This is a genomic window from Streptomyces gossypii, from assembly GCF_025165795.1.
GTDB lineage: Bacteria > Actinomycetota > Actinomycetes > Streptomycetales > Streptomycetaceae > Streptomyces > Streptomyces gossypii.
This window is the reverse complement of the sequence record NZ_JAJAGO010000003.1, coordinates 485,180-509,958: the sequence shown is the minus strand read 5'-3', so window position 1 is coordinate 509,958 and position 24,779 is coordinate 485,180. Positions and strand designations below refer to the sequence as shown.

Here is a 24,779-nt window from a genome sequence, read left to right as displayed (position 1 = left end):
TCTCCTCTCTCGGATGTGAGCCCCAGCCTGCTGCCTCACGCCGCGTGGGGTGCAAGCAGCTCAGTCACCCAGCCGCTGATACCGCCGCACCGCCAGCGGGAGGAAGACCGCCAGCATGACCACCGGCCAGACCACCGCCATCAGCACCGCGTGATCCGTGACCCAGGAGTCACCGCCGCCCCAGACCGGGTTGGCGAACAGCTCCCGCACAGCCTGTGCCGTCGCCGACATCGGATTCCATTCGGCGATCGTGCCCATCCAGCCGGGCATGGTGTCCGGCGAGGTGAACGCGTTGGAGAGGAAGGCGACCGGCCAGATGAGGATCTGCACCGCCTGGACCATCTCCGGCCTGCCCGCCACCATGCCGAGATAGATCCCGGCCCACAGCATCGCGAAGCGCAGCAGGAGCAGCAGCCCGACGGCCGCCAGTGCGGCTGCGGGGCCGCCGTGCCAGCGCCACCCCATCACGAGCCCGGTGCCGATGAGCACCAGCAGGCCGAGCGCCGACTGGAGCAGGTCGATGATGCTGCGGCCGATCAGTACCGCCGAGGGTGCCATCGGCATCGAGCGGAAACGGTCGATGACGCCCTTGTCGAGATCCCGGGTGAGCTCGACCATCGTCGCCTCCAGGCCGAACGCCATGGCCAGCGCGAACATCCCGGGCACCAGGTACTCGCGATAGTCCCCGACCTCCATTCCGCCGCCGAGGAGGTAGGCGAACATCACCATCATCATGACGGGGAAGGCCAGCCCGACGATCACCGCCACGGGCTGCCGCCCCCAGTGGGCCAGGCCGCGCCGGGTCATCGTCCAGGAGTCGGAGAGTATGTACGCCGCGCTCATGCGCTCGCCTCCTCATACGTGCCGGTGACGGTGCCGGTGGCGCCGGTCAGGTGCAGGAAGACCTCGTCGAGGGTGGGCCGCCGCAGGGCGATGTCCTCCGCTTCGATACCGGCCGCGGCCAGGGCCCGTACGGTCTCCGCCAGCGCCGTCATCCGGTCCGTCACCGGGGCGCTGAGCAGCCGCCGGTCGGCGTCCGTGGTCACCGTGTCCGCGCGGGCCGCCATGCCGACGACCGAGGCCGCCGCAGCGAGCCCCTCGCGGTCGCGCACCACCACGTCGATCCGGTCCCCTCCCAGCCGGGCTTTCAGCTGGTCGGCCGTACCCTCCGCGACGATCCGCCCGTCGTCGACAAGGCACAGGGCGTCGGCGAGCTGATCGGCCTCCTCCAGATACTGGGTGGTGAGCAGCACCGTGGTGCCGCCGCCCACCAGCGTGCGCACGGCCTCCCAGACCTCCGTACGGCCGCGCGGGTCGAGGCCGGTGGTCGGCTCGTCCAGGAAGAGGATCTCCGGGTCCAGGATCAGGCTGGCGGCGAGGTCCAGCCGCCGCCGCATGCCGCCGCTGTACTTGCCGATGGGTTTGCGGCCGGTGTCGGCCAGCCCGAAGCGCGTCAGCAGTTCGTCCGCCCGGCTCCGCGCCCGCCGGGCCCCCAGGTGGTACAGCCGGGCGAACATCTCCAGGTTCTGCATTCCGCTCAGGTGTTCGTCCACGGCCGCGTGCTGGCCGAGCAGCCCGATCCTGCGGCGCACTTCGTCCGGGTGCCGGGCCACGTCGACTCCCGCGACCTCGGCGCGGCCCGCGGTGGGCCGCAGCAGGGTGGCGAGGATGCGGACGAGGGTGCTCTTGCCCGCGCCGTTCGGGCCCAGTACGCCCTGGACGGTGCCGCGCGGGACGGTCAGGTCCAGCCCGGCGAGCGCGTGCTTGGTGCCGTACTCCTTGCGCAGCCCCTCGGCAACGATCGCGTGATCGCCAGTCGTCAAAGCATCTCCTCCCAGGTCGTGCAGCTCGCACGAGTAATCAAATTTGACTACTTCGGCCAGAGGTTAGCGCCTCGCCACCTTGTAGTCAAACTTGATTACCGGGCTTGCCGAGAGCTAGCCGTTCTCGTCCGCGTACGGGTTGCCCGACTCGGGCGCCAGCACCTCCGGGCGGGCGCCGCTCTCCCCCGCCATCACGTACGCGCCGCTCGAAAGCCGTTCGATCAGACCGCGGGCCCACTGGGCACCGCTCTCCGCGGTGCTCACCCAGAGCCTCATGATCTCGCCGATGTGGCCCCATTCCTCGGGGTCACTGCCCCGCGGCGTCCAGTGCTCGCCCACCTCGTCGCGCCAGGCATCCAGCAGCGCCACCCGCTGCTGGAGCAGCTTGATCGCCTCGTCCCGGGGAAGGTCGACGATGAAGCCCACGCCGGAGGTGAGCATGTCGGGCTTCTCGTCGATGGCTGTCAGCGCGCTCCGCAGCAGCGCCAGGTACTCCGCCTCGCCCGCCTCGGTCAGCTCGTACTCGGTGCGGGGCGGGCCTCCCGCCGTACTGGGTGCGACGTCGTGGGCGAGCAGCAGTCCCTGCTTAGCCATCTGCTTGAGCGCGTGATAGATCGAGCCCGGCTTGGCGTTGGACCACTCGTTCGCGCCCCAGTACTCCAGGTCGTTGCGGACCTGGTAGCCGTGCGCCCGCCCGTGCTGGCGGACCGCGCCCAGCACCAGCAGCCGGATCGCTGACATCTCGCGTCCTCTTTCCCGAATCGTGCCGGACGACGGCCACCGGGTGGCCGTGATCCGGCACGGCCCAGCCTAGAGCGCACTGCCGGGCGCGGCGTCGCTGCCCCGGCTCAGCCGAAGTCCGGCTTCGGTGCCGCGCCGGTCTCCCAGACCAGTTCGAAGGCCGTCCGGCCGTCGATCGACTCGCGGATAACGTCCGCGTGGCCCGCGTGCCGGGCCACCTCGACGATCAGGGTCAGCAGCATCCAGCGCCAGGAGCGCGGCTCGTCGGGGTTCCACGGCGCCTGCGGCAGGTCGAACACGTCGTCGAGCGAGGGCACCGCACGTACCAGTTCCTCGGTCTCCCGGGCCACGTCCTCGTAGAAGGCGAGCACGCTCTCGACGGTCTCCGTACCTTCGAGCCGGAAGCAGCCGTCCCAGTTGGTCTCGTCACGGGCCACCGCGTGCGGCAGTCCGCAGGCGTCGCGCAGCCAGCCCTGCTCGACCTCGGCGACATGCTTGAGCAGCCCGGCGAGTGACAGGCTGCTCGCGCTCGGAGCGCTCACCGCCTGCTCGGGGCTCAGTCCGTGCAGCGCGCGCCGCATGCCGCCGCGCTGGGCTTCCAGATAGCCGAGCAGCGCACCGCGCTCGTCACCGGCGGTCTCGGCGTCAACCAGAGTGGGCATGGGCGTCACCTCTCGTCAGGGCCCTGTCGGGGCCTCGTTCCTGATGACTCCAAAGCTATGCGGTCATGCGGACAGCTCTGGTCCTCAAGCAGGAGCCTCACGGGAGGTTCTCAAGCAGGGATTCTCAAGCAGGGGTTTCTCATGCATCAGGTCCTCGGGCCCGGACGCACAAAACGCCGGGTGCGGGGTCTGCCCCCTCACACCCGGCGTCGGCATCCGTCTGCCCGGCCTCCTGTCCGCACCACAGCGCCGGACGGCGTCAGAACGGAAAAGCGCTGCGGCCGTGCTGGATGGAGATCCACTTGGTGACGGTGAACGCCTCCACCATCTGGTCGCCGTTCAGCCTGCCCAGTCCGGAGTGCTTCTCGCCGCCGAAGGGGACTATCGGCTCGTCCCCCACGGTCGAGTCGTTGACATGGACCATCCCTGTCTCGATGCGCCGGGCCACCGCGATGCCGCGCTCGACATCGCGAGTGTGAACGGCACCGCCGAGCCCGTACGGCGTGTCGTTGGCGACTCGTACGGCCTCCTCCTCGCCGTCCACCGGGATGATCAGGGCGACCGGGCCGAAGACCTCCTGGTGCAGCACCGCGGAGTCGGCCGGTATGTCCGTGAGCACGGTGGGCGAGACGACGTTGCCCTCGGTGCCGCCCCGCACCAGGACGGTCGCACCGTCCTCGATGGTCTGGTCGACGACGGCGGTGATGCTCTCGGCCTGACCGGAGTTGATCAGCGGGCCGATGTGCGTCGTCGGATCCTGCGGGTCGCCGACCTTCAGGGTGCGCACCTTGGCGACGAACTTCTCGGTGAACTCCTCCAGCACACTGCGGTCCACGATCAGCCGGTTGGCCGCCATGCAGACCTGGCCCTGGTGCACGAAGCGGCTGAACACGGCGGCGTCGACCGCGTAGTCGACGTCGGCGTCGTCCAGCACCAGCATCGCGCTGTTGCCACCCAGCTCCAGGATGACCTTCTTGAAGTGCGAGGCGCCGACCGTGGCGACATGGCGCCCGACCTTGTCCGAGCCGGTGAAGGAGATGACGTTCGCGGAGGGGTGCTCGATGAGGGAGTCGCCGATCTCGGCGATGTCGGTCACGACGACATTGAGCAGACCCGGCGGGAGTCCCGCCTCCTCCAGCACCTTGGCGACCAGCGCGCCGCCGCACACCGGGGTGTTCTGGTGCGGCTTGAGCACGACCGCGTTTCCCAGGGCGAGCGCGGGGGCGACGGACTTGATGGAGAGCAGGAAGGGGAAGTTGAAGGGGGAGATCACCGCGACCACGCCCACCGGGACGCGATACACGCGGTTCTCCTTGCCGTCCACCGGGGACGGCACGATCCTGCCCTCGGCGCGGAGCGCCAGCTGTATCGCCTCGCGAAGGAACTCCTTGGCGAGGTGCAGCTCGAACGCGGCTTTCAGACGGGTGCCGCCGAGTTCGGCGATGATCGCCTCGGTGAACTCCTGCTCGCGGTCCTCGATGATGCGCACCGCGCGCTCGAAGACGATCCGCCGCGAGTACGGGTTGGTGGCCGCCCACGCGGGCTGGTGGCGCTTGGCCGCGCGGTATGCCTGGTCGATCTCTTCGGTCGTGGCCACGGTGATCGAGGCGAGCTTCTCTCCGTTGTACGGATTGAAGTCGATGATGTCCCAGGAGCCGTTCCCGGGACGCCACTCACCGTCGATGTACTGAAGCGCCAAGTCCGTGAAGTAGGACATGCCATTCCTTCGGGGGGGTCGGAAGAGGCCGGATTCAACTTTTGATGGCATGTCATCGTACTTCTGTTTCAGGCAAGTTGGCGGATCTTCTGAAGCTGATCCCGCGTCTTGTCCGCACAGAGACTGACTTCGGCCAACCGGTTGAGCACGGCCTCGTAGCGGTCGACTTCTTCGCGCTTGTCGAGATACAGCGCACTGGTCAGCTGCTCCAGATAGACGACGTCCGACAGGTCCGACTCCGGGAAGCGAAGCAGCGTGAAAGCACCGCTCTCCGCGGCGTGCCCGCCGAGCTCGAACGGGACGACCTGCAGCCGGACGTTCGAGGCCTCCGAGATCTCGGCGAGATGCCTCAGCTGGGCGTCGAGCACGGCCCGGCCGCCGAACGGGCGGCGCAGCGCGGCCTCGTCCAGCACGCAGAGCAGCTGGGTGGCCTGCTCGGACAGCAGGAGCTTCTGCCGCTCCAGCCGGAGCGCGACCCGCCGGTCTATCTCCTCGTCGGGCAGACCCGTCTTGTGACCGCTGCTGATGACGGCGCGGGCGTAGTCCTCGGTCTGCAGCAGGCCGTGGACGAACTGCACCTCGTAGGTGTTGATGTGCGAGGCGGCGCCCTCGAGGCCCACGTATGTCTGGAACCAGCCGGGCAGCACGTCGCTGTAACTGTGCCACCAGCCGGCCTTGTTGGAGTCCCGGGCGAGGCCCAGCAGCGGCTCGCGCTCCGCCTCGTCCGTCACGCCGTAGAGCGTGAGCAGGTCCTGGACGTCACGCGCCTTGAAACTCACCCTGCCCAGCTCCATCCGGCTGATCTTGGACTCGGAGGCGCGGATCGAGTAACCGGCTGCCTCACGGGTGACCCCGCGTGCCTCGCGGAGTCGCCGCAGCTGGGAGCCGAGCAGGATACGGCGGACCATGGATCCGCTTGAACTACTCGTCCCGTTCACGCCGTAACTCTCACTGTTTGCCGGTCTTGTGTTCATTTCGATTAACCCTCCACCCCTTACTCGGGGGCAGTCTGCCATCTCCGGGCTTCGTTGCGTGCTCGTGTGATTACACACGATCGAAAGTAGCGCGTGCACGTGCATCTGCCCTTGCATCCGCCCAAGTCTTTGGGAACCATAGGGATCGCACAAGTGCACGCGGTGCTAAGGAAGTTGAAGACTCTACGACCAATGGTCTTGAGCTTTCTACGGGGGAGCACCGAGGACCGGGATCCGCGAGGATCATCACAGCCGCAAATGCCCAGGAGTGGCTCGCCATGGGGACCGAAGCATCGACCGTGCTCGAGCCGTTACGGCATGGACTCCCCGCACTCGATGCCGCCGCCCTGTCCGGGGCGGCGTCATGCGCGCTCCCGGCTCGCTACGAAGCCGTCAAGAACGCGCGGGAGTTCACCCGCAGGACACTCCACCGCTGGAGCATTACGGCCGAGTTCGACGACGTGGCGCTGGTGGTCTCCGAACTGGTGACCAATGCCATGCGGCACGGCGTGCCATCGAGTGCGCTTCCGGAGCTCGAACCTCCGGTACGGCTTCACCTGATGCGCTGGTCCGCGCGTCTGGTGTGCGCCGTGCGGGATCCGAGCTCCGAGGCGCCCGAGGTCACCGCCGTGGAGGACAGCGGCTTCGGTGAGTTCGTGGATTTCGCGGCGGAGTCGGGCCGTGGGCTGTGCCTCGTCGACTCCTTCAGCGACTGCTGGGGCTGGCACCCGCTGGCGGGCATGCTGCCGGGGAAGGTCGTCTGGGCGATGTTCCGGCTCAGCTCCTGCAGCTGAGGGCTGTCCCGTAATCCCTGGCGGGCGCACGACGACAGCCACGGCACCTCGCTGCGTTGCCGGAACGCCCGGACACGCCCAGCATGAGGACGCCCCTCCACCTTGCGAAGCACCGCATCTGACGCCGCGCGCTGATCCACCAGGGATCACGGGACAGCCCTCAGGGCGTGTTTTGAGAAGTCCCGCCGGAGGGGGATGGAATCAGCCCTGCACCAGGTGGTCGAACTCGCCGTCCTTGATCCCCAGCAGCATCGCCTGCACCTCGGCCGGCGTGTAGACGAGCGCGGGCCCCTCCGGGAAGCGTGAGTTCCGCACGGCCACATCACCCCCCGGCAGCTTGGCGAACTCCACACACGTGCCCTGTGAGTTGCTGTGCCGGCTCTTCTGCCACTGGACCCCTCGGAGGTCTCTGGCGGCCATTCCGTTGTACGCGTGAGGCACTGGAGTCTCCTGGGGGGTGGCACTGCGTCTGGTGCCCACGAGAAAGCGGCACCTCCAACTCTCCCGGATCATAACGCTGTTCACGTGCCAATGCATGCGTCAATGCACGTGCACGACCCCCAGTCGCTAGGTCATCACAGCCGGTCAGAAGCGTATGCATATGCCAGCGTCACAAGCGGAATACCTCTTATCGCTATCAATTCGATGTGCACGCATCCGATGACGGACGGTCTGTGTCATGTCTCAGGAAAAACTCACCGGCGTTCGCACGAACGGAAAGACGCAATTAACGCCCGTCTGCCTCCAGCGATCCGGAAAAAGATATAGCCCACGAGTACGGGGGCAGCGGAGGGCGTACGGCGCGACCTCGCGCGCGGGCGCATCATCGTAAGAAGGCTCGGCTGGCGTGGTGCGTGCGCCGCCGCGAGGGCAGGACGCAGGCAGGGCGCAGAGGCGTCCGCCGACCCTGGGAGGTGGCCGGGATGGCCGCATGGACAGCGGGCAGACAGGCCCGTGACACCTGGACCGCACAGCGGGCAGCGCCGACCCGGCGGGCACGAGGGCAGGCGCGGCGGGCCGCACGCCGCCTGCTGGCGCTGACGGCCGCGGCACTCCTCTGCGTGACCGCCGCCTGCGACACCTCCGAGGACGACTCGCAGCGCGATCCGCATGAGCGCGACCAGGCGCCGACGCACGGCCGCTCGCCGTTCACCGACGTGTCCGGCCGGCTCGGCCCCGTGCTGGCCGTCAAGATAGACAACGCGCCCGGGGCGCGCCCGCCCACCGGCCTCGAGAAGGCCGACCTCGTCTTCGTCGAGCAGGTGGAGGGCGGATCGAGCAGGCTGATGGCCGTCTACTCCCGGCGACTGCCGGATTCCGTCGGCCCGGTGCGCAGTGCGCGCGAGTCGGACATCGAACTGCTGGGCCAGTTCGGCCGTCCGGCGCTCGCCTATTCCGGTGTGCGTTCCGCTCTCCAGGACGACCTGCGCCGCGCTCCTGTGCGGCGGCTGCCACCCTCGAAGGCACCCGCCGCCTACTCCCGCTCGGACACCCGTGCGGCACCCCACAACCTCTTCCTCCGCCCCGAGGAGGCGCTGCGGTCCGCACCGGGCGTGAGCGCGCCCCGGGACATAGGCTTCCGCTTCGGTGCCGCACCGGCGGGCGGCGAGCCGGCCGCCCAGCACACCGTGCGCTATCCGGCGGCTTCCTTCCGCTTCGACTGGTCGCCCGGGGAGGGGCGCTGGCTGGTCTCGATGGACGGTACGGCGGCGCGCACGGCGGACGGCGAGCGGCTCGGCGCGCCGACGGTCATCGAGCAGCGGGTGACGGTCAGAGCCTCACGCTTCCGCGACGTCGCCGGGGCGGTCACCCCGTACATCGAGACCGTCGGCACCGGGAAGGCCACGGTGCTGCGTGACGGCAAGGCGTACGCAACCGAGTGGAAGCGGCCCACGGACGACTCCGGCACCACGTACACGCTGCCGGAGGGCGACGAGCGGATGACGTTCGCCCGCGGGCCGGTTTGGGTCGTCTACACGGCCCGCTGAGCGGCGCGGGAAGCACTTGACTTGAAGTGCCGTTGAACTTCTACGGTCATCCTATTCACTACTCGAGGGGCGACGGACATGAGCATGGAAATGACCGCGTGGAGCGCACTGCACCACGCACGCAACGCCAAGGAAGACCTGCACCCCTTCTCCAAGGCTGCGCTGGGCCGCATCGTGCGCTTCGCCCACCCGCACCACCGGAAGATCGGCTTCTTCCTGGCGCTGAGCAGTGTGCTCGCCGTGCTCACCGTCGCGACACCGCTGCTCGCGGGCCAGGTAGTCGACGCGATCGTGGACGGCAGCGAGACCAGCGTGGTGCTGTGGCTGGCCGGGGTGATCGCCCTCATCGCGGTGGCCGAGGCGGCGGTCGGCATCGGCACGCGCTGGCTGTCGGCACGGATCGGCGAGGGCCTGATCCTCCAACTGCGCACCGCGGTCTACGACCACGTGCAGCGGATGCCCGTCGCCTTCTTCACCCGCACCCGTACGGGCGCACTGGTCAGCCGCCTCAACAACGACGTGATCGGCGCCCAGCGCGCGTTCAGCGACACCCTCTCCGGAGTGGTGAGCAATCTGGTCACGCTGCTGCTGACGCTGGTCGTGATGCTGCGGATCTCCTGGGAGATCACGCTGCTGGCGCTCGTACTGCTGCCGGTCTTCGTGCTGCCCGCGCGCCGGATGGGCGCCCGGCTGGCCCAGCTGGAGCGCGAGCGCGCCCAGCACAACTCCGCGATGAGCACCCAGATGACCGAGCGCTTCTCCGCCCCGGGCGCGACCCTGGTCAAGCTCTTCGGGCGACCGGACGAGGAGTCGGCGGAGTTCGGCGACCGGGCGAGCCGGGTCCGGGACATCGGCGTGCGTACGGCGATGGTGCAGCACTACTTCATCACCGCGCTCACCCTCGTCTCCGCCCTCGCACTGGCCCTGGTCTACGGCCTGGGCGGCTTCTTCGCCCTGCGCGGCTCCCTGGAACCGGGCGCCGTCGTCGCGCTGGCGATGCTGCTCACCCGGCTCTACGCCCCGCTGACCGCACTGGCCAGCGCGCGGATGGAGGTGATGACCGCACTGGTCAGCTTCCAGCGGGTGTTCGAGGTGCTGGATCTGAAGCCGCTGATCGCGGAGAAGCCGGACGCGAAGGCGGTGCCGCCGGGGCCCGTCTCGGTCGAGTTCGACGACGTCCGCTTCGCCTACCCGTCCGCCGAGAAGGTCTCCCTCGCCTCCCTGGAGGAGGTCGCCACGCTGGACACCCGGGGCGGCGAGGAAGTGCTGCACGGCATCTCCTTCCGCGCCGAGCCGGGCCAGATGGTGGCACTCGTCGGCTCCTCGGGCGCGGGCAAGTCGACGATCGCGCAGCTCGCCCCGCGGCTGTACGACACCGACAGCGGCACCGTCCGGCTCGCGGGCACGGACGTACGGGATCTGACCGCCGCCTCGGTGCGGCACACCCTGGGCATGGTCACCCAGGACGGACACCTCTTCCACGACACGATCCGCGCCAACCTGCTGCTGCCCAGGCCGGAGGCGACGGACGAGGAGGTCTGGGACGCGCTGCGCCGCGCCCGGCTGGACGGGCTGATCGCGGGGCTGGCGGACGGGCTGGACACCGTGGTCGGAGAGCGCGGCTACCGGCTCTCCGGCGGTGAGCGGCAGCGGCTGACCATCGCCCGGCTGCTGCTGGCTCAGCCGCAGGTGGTGATCCTGGACGAGGCTACCGCCCATCTGGACTCGACCTCGGAGGCGGCGGTACAGGAGGCGCTGTCGGAGGCACTGCAGGGGCGCACGTCGGTGGTGATCGCGCACCGGCTGTCCACCGTGCGGGCGGCCGACCTGATCCTCGTACTGGAGGAGGGGCGGATCGTGGAGCGCGGAACGCACACCGAACTGCTCGCGGCGCAGGGGCGGTACGAGCAGCTGTACAGGACACAGTTCAGCGAGGAGGACGACTCCGGGAGCACGGGCGCAGGCCGGGCCGGTGAAGACCAGCCCGGTGCGGAGCTGACCCCGGCCGGCGGCTGAGCCGGCGCAGGCAGCAGCGGCACGGCGACGCGTACGAGCTGACTGGCCGTCATCAGGCGCTCCACAGGCCTCGCCCGACCGGACCCTCCCGGCGGGCGGGGCCTTCGTGCCGCCCGCACGATGAGCGGAGGGGCCGCCGGGTGGGCGGTCCGTCAGTCCGTCCACCGGGAAGGACCCGATCCGCCGTGACCTTCAGCCTTGACCAGCTGCGTCGCTGCACCGTGGCAGTCGACCTCGGCGCAGCCCGGACCCGCGTCCACGTCAAACACTCCGGACTCGTCGTCGACGAGCCGTCCGTCGTCGCGGTCAACACCTTCTCCGGTGCGCTGATCGCGGTCGGTGCCGGCGCCGAACGGATGGCGGGTCGCACGCCCGCGCACATCCGGGTCGTGCACCCCGTCACGGGCGGCATGGTCGTCGACATCGAGATGGCCCAGCGGATGCTGCGGGCCCTGGTCGGCGAGAAGGTACGGCGGGCCTGGCGGCGGCGCCCGATGCTGCGGGCCGCCGTGTGCGTACCGCAGAACGCGGACCCGCTCGCCCGGCGGGCGGCGGTGGAGACGCTGGCGGGGGTGGGTGCTCGCAGGGTCGAACTGGTGGACGCGCCGACTGCGGCAGGGGTGGGCTGCGGGCTCCCGGTGGAGCAGCCGGAGGCCACCATGATCCTGGTCTGCGGTGCCACCACCACCCAGGTGGCGGTGCTGTCGCTGGGCGCGATCGTCTCCGCGGCCACTGTGCCGATGGGCGGCGACACCATCCACCACACGCTCGTCCAGCACCTGCGCAACCACCACGAACTGCTGCTGCCCAGCCATGCCGTACGTCCGCTGCACATCGCGCTGAGCGACGCCGCCGCCGCCTCCTCCGTACCGACCGAGGTGCACGGGCGCGATGTGGTCACCGGCCTCGCCCGCACGGTCAGCGTCGATCCGCAGGACGTACGGAACGCCGTCCAGGCACCCGTCACCGCGCTGATCGACGCGATCCGTTCGGTACTCCACAACTGCCCGCCGGACCTGGTCGCCGATCTGGCCGAACGGGGCATGGTGTTGTCGGGTGGCACGGCGCTGCTGCCCGGTCTGGACGCCCGGCTGCGGGAGAGCACCGGCATGAGCGTGCACATCGCGGAGGACCCCGCGGGCTGCGCGGTGCGGGGGCTGGCGGCGATGATGGAAGGCAACGCACGGCCGTTGACGGTGCACGGCTGCCGCTGATCCGCCCGCATCCCCCGCATCCCCCGCACAGCCCGCACAGCCCGCACAGCCCGCACAGCCCGCACAGCCCGGACGCCTCCACAGCCCAGAACGCCCTGACAGTCCAGAAGCCCTGACGGCCCGGAAAACGCGGCGGAGGCGTGGGCCAGCTGGGAGCTGGACACCACGCCTCCGGTTCGGTCCGCAGCCGGCGTCAGGCGCTGGGCTGGCGCATGCGCTGAGGTTGCGGAGTAGTTGTCAGGGACATCGGGACGCTGTGAACTGACCGTGACGTATACGGGGGTGGGGACGGATGCTTGCCGTGCCACACCGCGTTCATCGAATCGATGCCGTAAGCCACTTCCCTGCACACACGGACCATCGCCGTCCAGGATGCGCGCATGGGTTCCTCCAGATGCCAATCAGGGGGCGGACCCAGTTGTTCTTACCGCCGATAGTGCCTCCCATAAGCCCTGTGTGCCAGCGATTCGGTTATCAGATTTTGTCCACTTCCTGCCATGGCGGGAGGCTGCTCCGCGCGCACCTTCGTACGCTGCTGCGATGCTGGTCGGAAGCGGTATGGAGCGGAGTGTGAAGCACGTTACGGCGGGCGGTTCGGAGGCAGTTCGGACGAGACGGGCGCCTTGGGCAATCATCTGGAGGCCCGGCAGGACAAGGGCCGGTCCCCCGCCGCAAATTACTCCAGACGGGGGACCGGTCAGCGGGCTCGGCTGGTTCAGGCGCCCACGGTGCCTGCCGGCTCCTCGGTCGGGGTGAGCGACCGGAAGCGCCGCAGCCGCAGGCTGTTGGCGACGACGAACACCGAGGAGAAGGCCATGGCCGCACCGGCGAGCATCGGGTTGAGCAGCCCGGCGGCGGCGAGCGGCAGCGCGGCGACGTTGTAGGCGAAGGCCCAGAACAGGTTGGACTTGATGGTGCCCAGCGTGCGCCGGGAGAGCCGGATGGCGTCCGCGGCCACCCGCAGGTCTCCCCTTACCAGCGTGAGGTCACCCGCCTCGATGGCGGCGTCAGTGCCGGAGCCCATCGCCAGCCCGAGATCGGCCTGGGCGAGGGCGGCGGCGTCGTTCACCCCGTCACCGACCATGGCGACACTGCGGCCCTCCGCCTGCAGGCGCTTCACCACGTCGACCTTTTCCTCGGGCATCACCTCGGCGATCACCTCTTCGACACCGACCTCGGCGGCGACGGACTCGGCGACCGCCTTGTTGTCCCCCGTCAGGAGAACCGGGGTCAGCCCCAGTTCACGCAGGCGGCGGACGGCCTCCGCACTGCCGGGCTTGACCGCGTCCGCCACCTCCAGCACCGCGCGGGCCTCGCCGTCCCAGGCCACCGCGATCGCCGTACGGCCCGCCGCCTCCGCCTCCGAGGCAGCGCGCCGCAGCACCGGGGGCAACTCCATCGCCCACTCCCGCAGCAGCCGCTGCCGTCCGACGAGCACCGCGTGGCCCTCCACGATGCCCTGCACGCCGAGGCCGGGGACGTTTCTGAAGTCCTCCGCCGCAGGGAGCGCACCCACCCGCTCCTCGGCACCACGGGCCACCGCACGGGCGATGGGGTGCTCGGAGGCGTGCTCCAGCGCACCGGCCAGCCGGAGCACCAGCTCCTCCTGGGCGCCCGCGTCACCCCGCTGCCCGTCGGCGGCCGTGCGCACGGCAAGCAGTGTCATGGTGCCGGTGGTGACGGTGCCGGTCTTGTCCAGCACCACGGTGTCCACGCTGCGGGTGGTCTCCAGTACTTCGGGCCCCTTGATCAGGATGCCGAGCTGGGCGCCGCGGCCGGTGCCGACCATCAGTGCGGTGGGCGTCGCCAGACCGAGCGCGCAGGGGCAGGCGATGATCAGCACGGACACCGCAGCGGTGAACGCGGCCGTCCAGCCCGCGCCGCTGCCCAGCCAGAAGCCGAGGGTGCCGAGCGCCAGTGCGATGACGACGGGCACGAAGACGCCCGAGATCCGGTCGGCGAGCCGCTGCACCGACGCCTTGCCGTTCTGCGCGTCCTCCACCAGCTTCGCCATCCGGGCCAGCTGGGTGTCGGCCCCGACGCCGGTCGCCTCGACCAGCAGCCTGCCGCCGACATTGACGGTGGCGCCGGTCACCGGGTCACCGGCCGCGACCTCTACCGGCACCGACTCACCGGTCAGCATGGAGGCGTCCACTGCCGAACTGCCCTCGATCACCCGCCCGTCAGTGGCGATCTTCTCCCCCGGCCGTACGACGAAGCGCTCGCCGACGGTGAGGTCCTCGGTGCGGATCAGCTCCTCGCGGCCGCCACGCAGCACCGTCACCTCGTTCGCACCCAGCTCCATCAGTGCGCGCAGAGCGGCACCGGCGGTGCGCTTGGAGCGCGCCTCGAAGTAGCGCCCGGCCAGGATGAACGCGGTGACCCCGGCTGCCGCCTCCAGATAGATGTTCCCCGCCCCGTCGCTGCGGGTGACGGTGAGCTCGAAGCCGTGCGTCATCCCGGGTGTCCCGGCCGTCCCGAAGAACAGCGCCCACAGCGACCACAGGAACGCCGCCGAGGTGCCCACCGAGACCAGCGTGTCCATCGTCGCCGCGCCGTGCCGGGCGTTGGTGAACGCCGCACGGTGGAAGGGCCAGGCCGCGTAGGTGACAACCGGGGCGGCGAGGGTGAGCGAGAGCCACTGCCAGTATTCGAACTGCCAGGCCGGGACCATCGCCATCGCGATCACCGGGACCGCCAGCAGCGCCGCCGTGATCAGCCGCTGCCGCAGGGGGGCCAGCACATCGGCGGCTTCGGCCCCCGGATGGTCGCCGCCGGGCGGACCGGGCGTGCCGTCCGGACGGGCCGGGGCGGGCGGGGTGGCCGAATAGCCCGTCGCCTCGACCGTGGCGACCAGGTCGTCCACCGCGACCTCCGCCGCCGCGTCGAAGGTGACCTTGGCCTTCTCGGTGGCGTAGTTGACGGTGGCCTGCACGCCCTCCATCCGGTTGAGCTTCTTCTCGACGCGGGCAGCGCAGGAGGCGCAGGTCATCCCGCCGATGGCGAGCTCCACCTCATGCTGGACGACGGGCGATGCGGTGGTCATACCGTGCTCCCTGAGTGCCGACTGGTGCGCCTGTTGACGACAACGTATACCCCAAGGGGGTATCTAGCCAAGCCTCGGATGCCCGCTTCACGCCGACCCGGCGCACCGGCCGCCCACGCCGCCAATGGGGTGACACGCCCCGCGCGACCGTAACCACAACGGGCCGCCATTCGTCACCAACAGTGACCGACCTGGTGCTGCTGTCTCCGTGGAGTCCGTACAGATACAGATTGAGGCGATCGACGATGGCCGACCCGCACGCCATCACGGTGCCGGTGATTCAGCTGCCCGCGCTGCCTCCTCCGGTGACCGAGGGTGCGGCCGCACTCGGCGCCCGAGGTCTCACCGATCAGCACCGGATGCGGCTGCACACGGAGCTGATCCGGGCGGGTGTGCCGCCGCACCCCGGCGATCTGCGGACCATCAAAGCGCTCGCGGAGCTGGACGAGAGCGCGGTGACCAGCGTCGCGCGGTGGATCCGGCAGGCGGCCCGCATCCCCGCAGCCCTGCCCCTGGCGCCGCCCGGCCGACCGGACCCGAGGATCGACCCCCGCCTCGTCGCCTGGTGAGAGAACAGCAAGAAGGCCCGGCAGCTGGCTGCCGGGCCTTCTTATGCAGTAGCGGGGACAGGATTTGAACCTGCGACCTCTGGGTTATGAGCCCAGCGAGCTACCGAGCTGCTCCACCCCGCGTCGTTGAAATGAACTCTACGGCACGCCTGACCGAATGCGAAATCCATTGCCGACGACCCCGACGAACCCGACGGCCGGACGCGCGGGAGGTGCGCTCCGGCCGCCGGGGCCACGGTGCCCGCCGGCACGCGAGGGGGGAGGCGGGGGTGAAGAGGCCGGCGCTACATCAGACGCGCTGCCAGAGCGCGGGTACGTTCGGGGGCTCCCAGCCTGCCTGGGCCTGGTGGCCCTGGAGGCATCGGTAGGTGACGCCGCCGTAGGTGACGCTGTCACCCGGCTGGTAGACGGTGCTCGCCGCCCAGGTGCCGCCCGGCGGCTCCGGGTCAGGACCGCCGCCGTCGTCGGTCGTGGTGAGTGTGGCGCCGTAGACCTGAAGCGCCTCGTTCACCGGCTGGAAGTACGTGGTGCCGCCGGAGGTGCAGTTGCCGGAACCGCCGGAGGTCATGCCCTGGGCCTGATCTCCCGATATGAACGAGCCGCCGGAGTCACCGGGCTCGGCACAGACATTGGTGCGGGTGACGCCCGAGACCGTGCCCTGCGGGTAGGTGACGCTGGTGTTCAGCTGCTGGACGGAGCCGCAGTGCCAGCCGGTGGTGGAACCGGAGCGACAGATCGAGGAGCCGACCTGTGCCACCGTGGACCCGGCCACCTGCTGCGGGCTGCTGTTCACCGTGGGGGTGGAGGTCCACTGGCTGTTGGCCGCGACATGGGCGTAGTCGTTGCCGGGGAAGCTGGAGCCGGTGAAGCTGCCCTGCGCCTGGCGGTTGGAGCCGGTGGTGGTCTGGCCGGGCTGACCGCAGTGGCCGGCCGTGACAAAGCCGGACTGGCCGCCCCTCGTCACGGAGAAGCCGACCGAACAGCGGCTGCCGCTGCCTATGTAGTAGGCGTCGCCACCGCGGATGTCGTAGAGCGCGCGGGGCTTGGCGTGCGACCGCTTCACGGAGACGGCGTCCGCGGCCACACCCGCGTCCTCGGCGAAGGTTCTCGCCTCGGACGGCTTGGAGCTGAGCAGCTCCACGGTGTTGGTGCGCACCTCCACGTACCAGACGGGGGTGGCGTCCGGCGCGTGCCGCTTCGCCGCGCGGTCCAGGGCGGACTTCGCGGCCTCCAGCTCGGCCAGGCTGTGCTTGACCACCTTGGCGCGGGCGCCCTGGCCCTCGATGCGGGAGACGGCCGAGGCGTCGGTGGTGGCCACCGTCAGCTTCGAGGTGTCACCGCTGACCCACGAACCACCGAAATCGCCCTCGAGCGCGAGCCGCAGACTGCCCGCGGTGGCACCCGCCTCCCGCTCGTTCACGAGCTTGGTCTTGGCCTCTGCGGTGCTGAGGCCCAAGTCCCGCTTCATGGCCTTGAGCATTCCGGGAGACACCTCCGGCGCATGAGCGGACGCCGAGGGGGGTGGCGATTCTGCGGGCCGTGCGGCTGCCGTGCCCGGCAGTCCGGCCAGCGCGAGTGCGCCGACCGCCACCACGGCGGAACACGCACCCATGACACGTCTGTGGAGCATGCGAATCTCCTTGGTTTCGGGGGTGCCGAAACCGTAGCGGCGGGTACGGCCTCCGGAGGAGCTGTCAGTCGGCCCCTGCCCTCGCGTTATGACCCCCTCCTCCCCCCTCCTCGTCCGGATGTGCCGCCAGCCACTTGGCATAGCTGACGCTGCGCTCCGCGGCCTCCGCGTGAGCCGCCCGTGCATGGGCGACTACCTCAGGAGCCGCCTCCGCCGCCGGGGCTTCGGAGTGCCAGCCGATCAAGTGCCGCCATTTCAACGGCACTCCGGCCAGCGGTACGGTCACCATCCCGGGCGTCGGCGGAAAGGTCGCCCGGCACAGCCCGACCGCCCGCCCCACCTGTACGAGATGCACACACGACGCGGTGTCCGTCTCGTACACCGAGGCGGGGGTGAACCCGGCGCGAGCGCAGGCCGCCGCGAAGCAGTCCGCGAAGCAGCCGTCACCCGGTACGTCGGCCCACGACTCACCCGCCAGTTCGTGCAGATCGATCTCCGTACGCCCGGCCAGCGGATGGCCGTTGCCCAGCATCACGAACACCGGGTCGATCCCGATCTCCCGCCACACCAGCCGGTCCGCCTCCGGCGGCAGGCTCTGCCCGCAGGCGCCGATCAACGCGAAGTCGACCCGCCCCTCGATCACCATCGACGCGATCTCCCGCTCCGACCAGGAGGTGTGTGTCGTCACCGGAGCGGAAGGATGGCTGCCGGCCAGCCGGTCCAGTACGCCGCCGAGCAGCGGCCCATGTGTGCCGCTGAGCCGCAAGCGCGGCATCCCCTGCGTCGCCTGGGTGAACCGCACGGCCTCCTCCTGGAGTTCACGCACCGTCGGCAGCAGGACTCGGACCCGCTCCAGCACCATCTCGCCGAGTGCCGTGGGCCGCACACCCTGGCGGCTCCGCTGGAACAGCTCCCCGCCGAGGGTCCGTTCGATCCGCTTCAGCTGTGCGCTGAGCGCGGGCTGCGCCACTCCGAGTGCCGTAGCAGCCCCAGTGAGACTGCCCGCGTCGGCGATGGCCCGGATCGTCTTCAGGTGCCGCAGCTCCAGATCCATGTGGCACAGCTTGGGGCTCCCCACCCTCCCCGGCAATACACGGGAACCCAGGCTCATTGACTATTCCGCGCCGCACCCGACAGGCCCTCAGCCCGCCCGGCGGCTCATCGCCTCCCCTCGCGCAAGCTCCTCACTACGGGCCTCCGCCATCTGACACACCTGGTCATAGGCGAGCCCGCCGAGGACGAGCCGATTGGGCGGACGCTCCATGGCGACCACCTCGCGTATCACCGGGGCGGCCTCCTCTGGGTTCGGATCGACGGTGTCCGCCCACATCGCGGCCAGCTTGGCGCGCAGTTGTGCGTACTCCTCCCGCTCCGCCGTCGCCGTCGTGCCCTGGGTGAACAAGCCGGTGGCATATCCGCCCGGCTGCAGGATGGTCACCTTGATTCCGAAGGGCTCCAGCTCCATCGCCAGGCCCTCACTCATCGAATCCAGCGCCGCCTTGCCCGCGCCGTACAGCGCGACGGAGGCGAAGCCGCTGCCGGAGCCCATGGAAGACATCTGCAGGAGATGCCCCGAGCCCTGCTCCCGCAACTGCGGCACGACGGCCTGGCTGACCCACAGCGCGCCGAAGAAGTTGGTGTCGAAGTGTGCACGGGCCTGCGCCTCCGTCACCTCCTCCGTCATCCCGAAGAGGAGCCCGCCCGCGTTGTTGACCACGACGTCCAGCCGCCCGAACACGGCGACGGCGCGCTCCACCCCGGCGAACACCGCCGCGCGGTCGGAGACGTCGAGCGAGAAGGTGACGAGAGCGCCCTCGTACTCGGCGGTGAGCGGTGCGAGCGGTGAGACATCGCGTGCCGTCGCGATGACGCGGTCGCCCCCGGCCAGCGCCGCCCTTGTCAGGGCGCGGCCCAGACCGCGCGAGGCGCCGGTGATGAACCAGACGCGGGAACCGGCGCTGCTGTTGGTGTTGGTGTTGGTGTTGGTGAGCATGTCACTCCTTGGCTGGGAAGGCAGGACGGTGAACAACGAGACGGTACGTCGCGTCTCGTCACGATGCTGACGTTAGTCCCGCCTCGATCCTCGCGTCAAGACGGACCGTCGCGTCTCGCCTGTGCGCTACCCTGGTGCCGTGTCGAATGAGAAGAAGCCCGATCCCACACGCCGCAGCGAAGCCTCCCGCCGGGCGATCCTCGCCGCCACCCGCGAGCTGGTCTCCGAGGCGGGGTACGGCAAGCTGACGATCGAGTCCATCGCCGCCCGCGCCGGTGTCGGCAAACAGACGATCTACCGCTGGTGGCCGTCGAAGGGCGCGGTGGTCTTCGACGCGTTCCTGGCCCTGAGCGACCCCGGCGGCTCCGGAGGCTCCGGCGGCTCCGGCGGCTCCGGCGGCTCCGGCGAGGGCATCGCGCTTCCCGACAGCGGGGACCTCGAAGCGGACCTCAAAGCGATCCTCCGGGCGACGGTCGCGGAGTTCGCGGATCCTGCCTTCGAGGCCCCCGTGCGGGCGTTGAACGCCGAGATCATCCACGATCCGGCGCTGGCCGACGCCTACCGCAAGAAGATAGCGAAGCCGGTCGACGAGGCGAAGAAGGAGCGGCTGCGCTCCGGCCAGCAGGCCGGCCAGCTGGACCCGGAGGCGGACCTCGACCTCGTACTGGAGGTGCTCTACGGCCCCCTGTACCAGCGCTGGCTGCTGGGCACGGGCCCGCTGACCCCGGAGTACGCGGACAGCCTGGCCGAGGCGGCACTCCGGGCGTTCGGCCCCCGCTGACGGCGGCCCGTCAGGAGTCCTCGGCGTCCTGCGGGTACCAGCGCAGTTCGACGGTGTTGCCGTCCGGGTCACCGATGTAGAGGGACTCCCCTGTGCCCCGGGCGCCGAAGCGGCGGCCGGGGCCGTCCAGCACGGTGAAGACTCCCGAATCCACCACCTCCTGCCAGTCCAGCGGCTCGACGGTCAGGCAGATGTGGTCCACGTTGGTCTCGCCCCGGGGCTGTTCCACCAGATCGATGATGCTGGTGGGGCTCACCCGCACCGACGGGAAGGGCGCTTTGCCCGCCCGCCACTCCTCGACGCGCACGGGCTCCAGCCCGAGCGGCCCGCAGTAGAAGTCGAGCGCACGCTCGGCGTCCGCGACGTTGAGCACGACATGATCGAACGCGACAACACGCATGGTGGTACCTCTTCCTGGCACGTATGTACGCATGTACATACTGGTGGTCAACCGGTCAGCACGGCGGGGCCCGTGAGCGGGCTCGGCGGCGTGCCCACTCTGGGCGCGGTGCCGCGTTCCCTCTTCCGGTACTCCTGCGGGCTGACGCCGTGCAGCCGTTTGAAGGCGGTGCTGAGCGCGAAGGCGCTGCTGTAGCCCACCTCCCGGGCGACCCGGGCCACGGTAGCGTCCGGCTCCCGCAGCAGGTCCGCGGCGAGCCCCAGCCGCCAGCCCGACAGGTACGTCATCGGCGGCTCGCCCACCAGTTCGGAGAAGCGGCGGGCGAGTGCCGCCCGGGAGACGCCGACTCGGGCGGCCAGCGCCGCCACCGTCCACGGATGCGCCGGGCTGCCGTGCAGCAGCCGCAGCGCCGGGCCGACCACCGGGTCACCCTGCGCCCGGTACCAGCCGGGTGCGCCGGAGTCCGGGCCCGCCAGCCAGGACCGCAGGATGTTGACGAGCAGCAGATCCAGCAGCCGGTCCAGCACCAGTTCCTGCCCCGGCTCGTCCCGGCCGATCTCCTCGGCGAGCAGCCCCACGAGTGCCGTCTCACCGGAGCCCGCGGGACGTATCAGCAGCGGGGGGAGCGCACCGAGGAGCCGTCGGCCGATCTCGCGGTCCAGCTGGTACGTCCCGCTGAGCAGCACGGCGGCCCCGCCGGAGTCGTCGCCCCAGGTGCGGACGCCCAGCGCCCTCGCATCCGTGACGTCCTCCCCCGCTCCCGTGCTGCACCGCTGGTCGGGGCCGACGACGACCTGGACGGGTGTGCCCGGGTCGTCGGCGAGGGTGTACGGGGCGGGCCCGCGCATCAGCGCGACGTCCCCCGGCCGCAGCCGCACGGGGCTGCCGCCGTCCGGCAGCACCCATGCCTCGCCGCGCACCATTGTCGCCAGTGAGAGCGGTGCCCCGTCCTCGATGCGCAGGGCCCAGGGCGGATTCAGGATCGACCGGAGCAGGAAGGCCCCGCTCGCCTTGGGTCCGTCCAGCAGTCCCGTGAAGCTGTCCATGCAACGGAGCGTAGACGCCGGATCGGCGCTGCGCACAGCGCTTTCGGCCCCGGGCCGCCACCGCTCCGGACGCCACCGCCCAGGCTCCGGCGCGCCGGAGGCACCCTCCTCGTTCAGGCGTCCCATACGCCGGTGGCCGCCGCGTCCCGGGCGAAGTCGGCGAAGTCCCGCGGCTCCCGCCCCAGCACGCGCTGCACACCGTCGGTGAGATGCGCGTTGCGGCCGTCCAGGATCAGCTGGAAGAGGGCGGCGAAGTCCTCCGGCAGGCCCTGTCGCTTCAGCTCCGCCCGGAACTCGTCGGCGCTGACCGGCGCATAGCGCACCTCGCGGCCGGTCGTCTCGGAGAGAATCGCGGCCACCTGGCGGAAGCTCAGCAGCCGGGGCCCCGACAGCTCGTACACCTCCTGGACGTGGCCGTCCTCGGTCAGCGCGGCGACGGCGACGTCCGCGATGTCGTCCGCGTCGATGAACGCCTCGGCTGCTTCGCCGGTCGGCAGCGCGAGTTCGCCCGCGCGCACCGGCTCCAGGAAGAAGCTCTCGTTGAAGTTCTGGTTGAACCAACTGGCGCGCAGAACCGTCCAGTCCGCTCCGGAGTCCCGCATGGCGCGCTCGCTCGCCTCCGCGCCCTCCTCGCCCCGGCCGGAGAGCAGCACCAGCCGCCGTGCTCCCTTGCTGACGGCGAACTCGGAGAACGCGCCCACGGCTTCGGCGGCGCCGGGGAAGGCGAGGTCCGGATAGTAGGTGAGGTAGACCGCGCCGGCACCTTCCAGCGCGGCCTCCCAGGTGGCCGGGTCCTCCCAGACGAACGGGGGTTCGGCGGACCGTGAGCCGATCCGTACGGGGCGGCCGAGTGCGGTCAGCCGTTCGGCGACGCGGCGGCCGGTCTTGCCGGTGCCGCCGATGACGAGTGTGTTCCGCTGTGCGGCCTGCTGAGGGTTCGCGTTGTCCGGTGTCATGTGTCCAGTACAGCCCTGGCCCGCGCGCCGGGCCATAGCCGAGAGGCTCACCGGCATGTGCGCACGTCCACGGGGTACGCCGGGCGCTGCCACGGCCGTCGGGGCACTCGACTCGCCGTGCCGCAATACAGCTGTTAAGCAACCAGAAAGGACCATTGTGGTCCGGTGCGGTGCGCACGACCATCGAGGCGAGGAGTTGTCGCCGTGACGACCACCGGCAGCACAGAGACGGAGCCACCGCGGGAGCGGCCGGGGCCGGTCCCGACGAGTCCGGGGAGGAAGGTCATCCAGTGGATGACCACCACGGACCACAAGACGATCGGCACCCTCTACCTGGTGACGACCTTCGCCTTCTTCATCTTCGGCGGGGCGCTGGCACTCATCATGCGCGCCGAACTCGCCCGGCCGGGCATCCAGCTCGTCTCGCACGAACAGTTCAACCAGGCCTTCACGCTGCACGGCACGATCATGCTGCTGATGTTCGCCACTCCCCTGTTCGCGGGCTTCGCCAACTGGATCATGCCGCTCCAGATCGGTGCTCCGGATGTGGCGTTCCCTCGGCTGAACATGCTGTCGTACTGGCTGTACCTCTTCGGCTCGCTCATCGTCGTCGGCGCCCTCCTCACCCCGGACGGGGCCGCCTCCTTCGGCTGGTTCGCCTACGCGCCGCTGAACAGCGAGTCGTTCTCACCGGGCGTCGGTCCCGACATGTGGATCATGGGGCTGGCCTTCTCCGGCTTCGGCACCATCCTCACCACCGTCAACTTTCTGACCACCATCATCTGCATGCGCGCCCCGGGCATGACGATGTTCCGGATGCCGATCTTCGTCTGGAACGTGCTGCTGACCGGCGTGCTGGTGCTGCTGGCCTTCCCGGTACTGGCTGCCGCGCTGCTGATGCTGGAGTCGGACCGGCAATTCGGCTCGCACGTCTTCCAGGCCTCGAACGGCGGCGCACTGCTGTGGCAGCATTTGTTCTGGTTCTTCGGACATCCCGAGGTGTACATCATCGCGCTGCCGTTCTTCGGCATCATTTCCGAGATCGTGCCCGTCTTCAGCCGTAAGCCGATTTTCGGTTATATCAGTCTCATCGGCGCCACCATCGCCATCGCGGGCCTTTCGGCGACGGTGTGGGCGCACCATATGTTCGCCACCGGCAGTGTGCTGCTGCCGTTCTTCTCGCTTCTGTCGTTTCTGATCGCCGTACCGACCGGCGTGAAGTTCTTCAACTGGATCGGCACGATGTGGCACGGGTCGCTCTCCTTCGAGACACCGATGCTCTGGTCGATCGGCTTTCTGGTGACCTTCCTCTTCGGCGGTCTGACCGGGGTGATCCTGGCGTCGCCGCCGATGGACTTCCAGGTGTCCGACACCTATTTCGTGGTCGCCCACTTCCACTATGTGGTATTCGGCACGGTCGTCTTCGCGATGTTCGCCGGGTTCCACTTCTGGTGGCCCAAATTCACCGGGAAGATGCTCGACGAACGGCTCGGGAAAATCACCTTCTGGACGCTCTTCACCGGCTTTCACGGCACCTTCCTCGTCCAGCACTGGCTGGGAGTGGAAGGGATGCCGCGCAGGTACGCGGACTATCTGGCGGCCGACGGCTTCACGGCTCTGAACACGGTGTCGACGGTCAGCTCGTTTCTGCTCGGGCTTTCCATGCTGCCGTTCATGTACAACGTGTGGAAGACGGGCCGGTACGGCAAGAAGATCGAGGTCGACGATCCGTGGGGCTACGGGCGTTCACTCGAATGGGCGACTGCGTGTCCGCCGCCACGGCACAACTTCCGCGCACTGCCGCGCATCCGTTCCGAATCCCCTGCGCTCGACCTGCACCGCCCGGATATCGAGCTGACCCCGCAGGCCAGGCACCAGCGCCTGGTCACGGGACTTGGGGAAACCGACACCAGGAGGGCACCATGACCGGCACGCCTCGACCCCCCGCAGAAGCCCGTCCGATCGTCGTCGGTACGGACGGCTCGCCGCACGCCGACAAGGCCGTGCTCTTCGCGCTCCGGGAGGCCCAGCTGCGCGGGGTCGGCCTGCGGGCCGTCTGCGCGTACTTCTACACCCCTGACCGCTACACGACGTACGGCTGGATGACCGTCCCGGACCCGGAGGGCAGCCTGTACACACAGCTTCGGGACAACGCTCTCGCGGAGGCGCACGAATCGGTAACCCGGCTGAAGGAGCGGATCGGCGGCCCCACGGTGGACGTGGAGATCATGGCCGAGCCCGGCCGGCCGGCGGAGGTGCTGCTGGACGTGAGCCGTGACGCCGGTCTGCTCGTCGTCGGCTCCCGGGGCTCCGGCATGTGGGGCAGGCTGACACTCGGGTCGACAAGCACCGAGGTGGTGCATCACGCGCATCTTCCCGTTGTCGTCGTCCCCGCCGACAGTGAGGTCGCCAGCGGCTGACGCGAGGCG

At 69.9% G+C, this 24,779-nt stretch carries 22 protein-coding genes and 1 tRNA gene; 8 read left to right on the top strand and 15 right to left on the bottom strand.

Annotated elements, in window-relative coordinates; translation table 11 throughout:
* Nucleotides 1–60 precede the first annotated feature (60 nt).
* From LHJ74_RS08765 to LHJ74_RS08740, 6 genes are all read right to left on the bottom strand, one after another.
* Nucleotides 61–843 carry an ABC transporter permease gene (locus tag LHJ74_RS08765; RefSeq protein WP_260217223.1) on the bottom strand — a complete coding sequence of 261 codons (783 nt, stop codon included), beginning with the start codon at nt 841–843 and terminating at the stop codon, nt 61–63.
* A complete protein-coding gene (locus tag LHJ74_RS08760; RefSeq protein WP_260217218.1) occupies nt 840–1,823 on the bottom strand; it encodes an ATP-binding cassette domain-containing protein in 984 nt (327 codons plus the stop codon). The genes LHJ74_RS08765 and LHJ74_RS08760 overlap by 4 nt, the downstream gene beginning before the upstream one ends.
* 114 nt (nt 1,824–1,937) lie before the next feature.
* Complete coding sequence (locus LHJ74_RS08755; RefSeq protein ID WP_260217217.1) at nt 1,938–2,564, bottom strand: PadR family transcriptional regulator; 627 nt, start codon at nt 2,562–2,564, stop codon at nt 1,938–1,940.
* A 107-nt stretch (nt 2,565–2,671) separates the two neighbouring features.
* Nucleotides 2,672–3,226: a DinB family protein gene (locus LHJ74_RS08750; protein WP_260217216.1), complete on the bottom strand. Its 555-nt coding sequence runs from the start codon at nt 3,224–3,226 to the stop codon at nt 2,672–2,674.
* Nucleotides 3,227–3,485: 259 nt separating this feature from the next.
* Nucleotides 3,486–4,943 carry an aldehyde dehydrogenase family protein gene (locus LHJ74_RS08745; RefSeq protein ID WP_260217214.1) on the bottom strand — a complete coding sequence of 486 codons (1,458 nt, stop codon included), beginning with the start codon at nt 4,941–4,943 and terminating at the stop codon, nt 3,486–3,488.
* 68 nt (nt 4,944–5,011) lie between these two features.
* Complete coding sequence (locus LHJ74_RS08740) at nt 5,012–5,851, bottom strand: Sco1979 family transcriptional regulator (RefSeq protein WP_260217212.1); 840 nt, start codon at nt 5,849–5,851, stop codon at nt 5,012–5,014.
* 344 nt (nt 5,852–6,195) lie between these two features.
* On the opposite strand from LHJ74_RS08740, the gene LHJ74_RS08735 reads away from it, so the two are divergent.
* Nucleotides 6,196–6,711 carry an ATP-binding protein gene (locus LHJ74_RS08735; RefSeq protein ID WP_260217210.1) on the top strand — a complete coding sequence of 172 codons (516 nt, stop codon included), beginning with the start codon at nt 6,196–6,198 and terminating at the stop codon, nt 6,709–6,711.
* A gap of 201 nt (nt 6,712–6,912) precedes the next feature.
* On the opposite strand, the gene LHJ74_RS08730 is transcribed toward LHJ74_RS08735, so the two are convergent.
* Nucleotides 6,913–7,152 (bottom strand): DUF397 domain-containing protein, encoded by a 240-nt coding sequence (locus tag LHJ74_RS08730; protein ID WP_260217208.1) that lies wholly within the window; start codon nt 7,150–7,152, stop codon nt 6,913–6,915.
* A 482-nt stretch (nt 7,153–7,634) separates the two neighbouring features.
* Here LHJ74_RS08730 and LHJ74_RS08725 point away from each other — a divergent pair, with 482 nt between their 5' ends.
* The 3 genes from LHJ74_RS08725 (at nt 7,635) to LHJ74_RS08715 (ending at nt 11,929) form a co-directional block, all read left to right on the top strand.
* Entirely contained in the window at nt 7,635–8,699 is a 1,065-nt protein-coding gene (locus LHJ74_RS08725; protein ID WP_260217206.1) for a DUF3048 domain-containing protein, read from the top strand.
* 78 nt (nt 8,700–8,777) lie between these two features.
* Nucleotides 8,778–10,715 carry an ABC transporter ATP-binding protein gene (locus LHJ74_RS08720; RefSeq protein WP_260217205.1) on the top strand — a complete coding sequence of 646 codons (1,938 nt, stop codon included), beginning with the start codon at nt 8,778–8,780 and terminating at the stop codon, nt 10,713–10,715.
* Nucleotides 10,716–10,900: 185 nt separating this feature from the next.
* Nucleotides 10,901–11,929, top strand: a complete 1,029-nt coding sequence (locus LHJ74_RS08715; RefSeq protein WP_260217203.1) for a rod shape-determining protein — start codon at nt 10,901–10,903, stop codon at nt 11,927–11,929.
* Between the two features lie 715 nt (nt 11,930–12,644).
* On the opposite strand, the gene LHJ74_RS08710 is transcribed toward LHJ74_RS08715, so the two are convergent.
* On the bottom strand, nt 12,645–14,975 hold the full coding sequence (locus LHJ74_RS08710; protein ID WP_260217202.1) for a heavy metal translocating P-type ATPase: 2,331 nt from the start codon (nt 14,973–14,975) through the stop codon (nt 12,645–12,647).
* A 245-nt stretch (nt 14,976–15,220) separates the two neighbouring features.
* Between LHJ74_RS08710 and LHJ74_RS08705 the strand changes: the two genes are divergently transcribed.
* Nucleotides 15,221–15,544: a hypothetical protein gene (locus LHJ74_RS08705; RefSeq protein WP_260217201.1), complete on the top strand. Its 324-nt coding sequence runs from the start codon at nt 15,221–15,223 to the stop codon at nt 15,542–15,544.
* 49 nt (nt 15,545–15,593) lie between these two features.
* Here LHJ74_RS08705 and LHJ74_RS08700 read toward each other — a convergent pair.
* The 4 genes from LHJ74_RS08700 to LHJ74_RS08685 all read right to left on the bottom strand — a co-directional run bounded on the left by LHJ74_RS08700 (nt 15,594) and on the right by LHJ74_RS08685 (nt 19,167).
* Nucleotides 15,594–15,667, bottom strand: a tRNA-Met gene (locus tag LHJ74_RS08700).
* A 166-nt stretch (nt 15,668–15,833) separates the two neighbouring features.
* A complete protein-coding gene (locus LHJ74_RS08695; protein ID WP_260217200.1) occupies nt 15,834–17,174 on the bottom strand; it encodes a carbohydrate-binding protein in 1,341 nt (446 codons plus the stop codon).
* Nucleotides 17,175–17,238: 64 nt separating this feature from the next.
* On the bottom strand, nt 17,239–18,228 hold the full coding sequence (locus tag LHJ74_RS08690; protein ID WP_260217195.1) for a LysR family transcriptional regulator: 990 nt from the start codon (nt 18,226–18,228) through the stop codon (nt 17,239–17,241).
* 87 nt (nt 18,229–18,315) lie between these two features.
* Complete coding sequence (locus LHJ74_RS08685; protein WP_260217192.1) at nt 18,316–19,167, bottom strand: SDR family NAD(P)-dependent oxidoreductase; 852 nt, start codon at nt 19,165–19,167, stop codon at nt 18,316–18,318.
* 139 nt (nt 19,168–19,306) lie between these two features.
* On the opposite strand from LHJ74_RS08685, the gene LHJ74_RS08680 reads away from it, so the two are divergent.
* The gene (locus LHJ74_RS08680; RefSeq protein WP_260217191.1) at nt 19,307–19,948 is read left to right on the top strand and encodes a TetR/AcrR family transcriptional regulator; all 642 of its coding nucleotides are present in this window, start codon (nt 19,307–19,309) and stop codon (nt 19,946–19,948) included.
* 10 nt (nt 19,949–19,958) lie between these two features.
* Here the strand turns inward: LHJ74_RS08680 and LHJ74_RS08675 are convergent, their stop codons facing one another.
* The 3 genes from LHJ74_RS08675 to LHJ74_RS08665 form a co-directional block, all read right to left on the bottom strand.
* A complete protein-coding gene (locus LHJ74_RS08675; RefSeq protein WP_260217190.1) occupies nt 19,959–20,348 on the bottom strand; it encodes a VOC family protein in 390 nt (129 codons plus the stop codon).
* Nucleotides 20,349–20,395: 47 nt separating this feature from the next.
* Nucleotides 20,396–21,394, bottom strand: coding sequence for an AraC family transcriptional regulator (locus tag LHJ74_RS08670; RefSeq protein ID WP_260217186.1), 999 nt, complete (start codon nt 21,392–21,394; stop codon nt 20,396–20,398).
* A gap of 113 nt (nt 21,395–21,507) precedes the next feature.
* Nucleotides 21,508–22,350 carry an NmrA family NAD(P)-binding protein gene (locus tag LHJ74_RS08665; RefSeq protein WP_260217184.1) on the bottom strand — a complete coding sequence of 281 codons (843 nt, stop codon included), beginning with the start codon at nt 22,348–22,350 and terminating at the stop codon, nt 21,508–21,510.
* A gap of 204 nt (nt 22,351–22,554) precedes the next feature.
* Here LHJ74_RS08665 and ctaD point away from each other — a divergent pair, with 204 nt between their 5' ends.
* Nucleotides 22,555–24,276, top strand: coding sequence for an aa3-type cytochrome oxidase subunit I (gene ctaD / locus LHJ74_RS08660; protein WP_375546692.1), 1,722 nt, complete (start codon nt 22,555–22,557; stop codon nt 24,274–24,276).
* Nucleotides 24,273–24,770, top strand: a complete 498-nt coding sequence (locus LHJ74_RS08655; RefSeq protein WP_260217178.1) for a universal stress protein — start codon at nt 24,273–24,275, stop codon at nt 24,768–24,770. Before ctaD ends, LHJ74_RS08655 begins: the two co-directional genes overlap by 4 nt.
* The last annotated feature ends 9 nt before the right edge of the window (nt 24,771–24,779 follow it).

Bases quoted from the DNA above. Each gene is read 5' to 3' on its own strand.
- LHJ74_RS08710 (WP_260217202.1), bottom strand. From the start codon at position 14,975: ATGACCACCGCATCGCCCGTCGTCCAGCATGAGGTGGAGCTCGCCATC.
- LHJ74_RS08725 (WP_260217206.1), top strand. From the start codon at position 7,635: ATGGCCGCATGGACAGCGGGCAGACAGGCCCGTGACACCTGGACCGCA.
- LHJ74_RS08745 (WP_260217214.1), bottom strand. From the start codon at position 4,943: ATGTCCTACTTCACGGACTTGGCGCTTCAGTACATCGACGGTGAGTGG.
- LHJ74_RS08735 (WP_260217210.1), top strand. From the start codon at position 6,196: ATGGGGACCGAAGCATCGACCGTGCTCGAGCCGTTACGGCATGGACTC.
- LHJ74_RS08675 (WP_260217190.1), bottom strand. From the start codon at position 20,348: ATGCGTGTTGTCGCGTTCGATCATGTCGTGCTCAACGTCGCGGACGCC.
- LHJ74_RS08755 (WP_260217217.1), bottom strand. From the start codon at position 2,564: ATGTCAGCGATCCGGCTGCTGGTGCTGGGCGCGGTCCGCCAGCACGGG.
- LHJ74_RS08720 (WP_260217205.1), top strand. From the start codon at position 8,778: ATGAGCATGGAAATGACCGCGTGGAGCGCACTGCACCACGCACGCAAC.
- LHJ74_RS08705 (WP_260217201.1), top strand. From the start codon at position 15,221: ATGGCCGACCCGCACGCCATCACGGTGCCGGTGATTCAGCTGCCCGCG.
- LHJ74_RS08690 (WP_260217195.1), bottom strand. From the start codon at position 18,228: ATGGATCTGGAGCTGCGGCACCTGAAGACGATCCGGGCCATCGCCGAC.
- LHJ74_RS08695 (WP_260217200.1), bottom strand. From the start codon at position 17,174: ATGCTCCACAGACGTGTCATGGGTGCGTGTTCCGCCGTGGTGGCGGTC.
- LHJ74_RS08685 (WP_260217192.1), bottom strand. From the start codon at position 19,167: ATGCTCACCAACACCAACACCAACACCAACAGCAGCGCCGGTTCCCGC.
- LHJ74_RS08750 (WP_260217216.1), bottom strand. From the start codon at position 3,226: ATGCCCACTCTGGTTGACGCCGAGACCGCCGGTGACGAGCGCGGTGCG.
- LHJ74_RS08670 (WP_260217186.1), bottom strand. From the start codon at position 21,394: ATGGACAGCTTCACGGGACTGCTGGACGGACCCAAGGCGAGCGGGGCC.
- LHJ74_RS08765 (WP_260217223.1), bottom strand. From the start codon at position 843: ATGAGCGCGGCGTACATACTCTCCGACTCCTGGACGATGACCCGGCGC.
- LHJ74_RS08655 (WP_260217178.1), top strand. From the start codon at position 24,273: ATGACCGGCACGCCTCGACCCCCCGCAGAAGCCCGTCCGATCGTCGTC.
- LHJ74_RS08665 (WP_260217184.1), bottom strand. From the start codon at position 22,350: ATGACACCGGACAACGCGAACCCTCAGCAGGCCGCACAGCGGAACACA.
- LHJ74_RS08740 (WP_260217212.1), bottom strand. From the start codon at position 5,851: ATGGTCCGCCGTATCCTGCTCGGCTCCCAGCTGCGGCGACTCCGCGAG.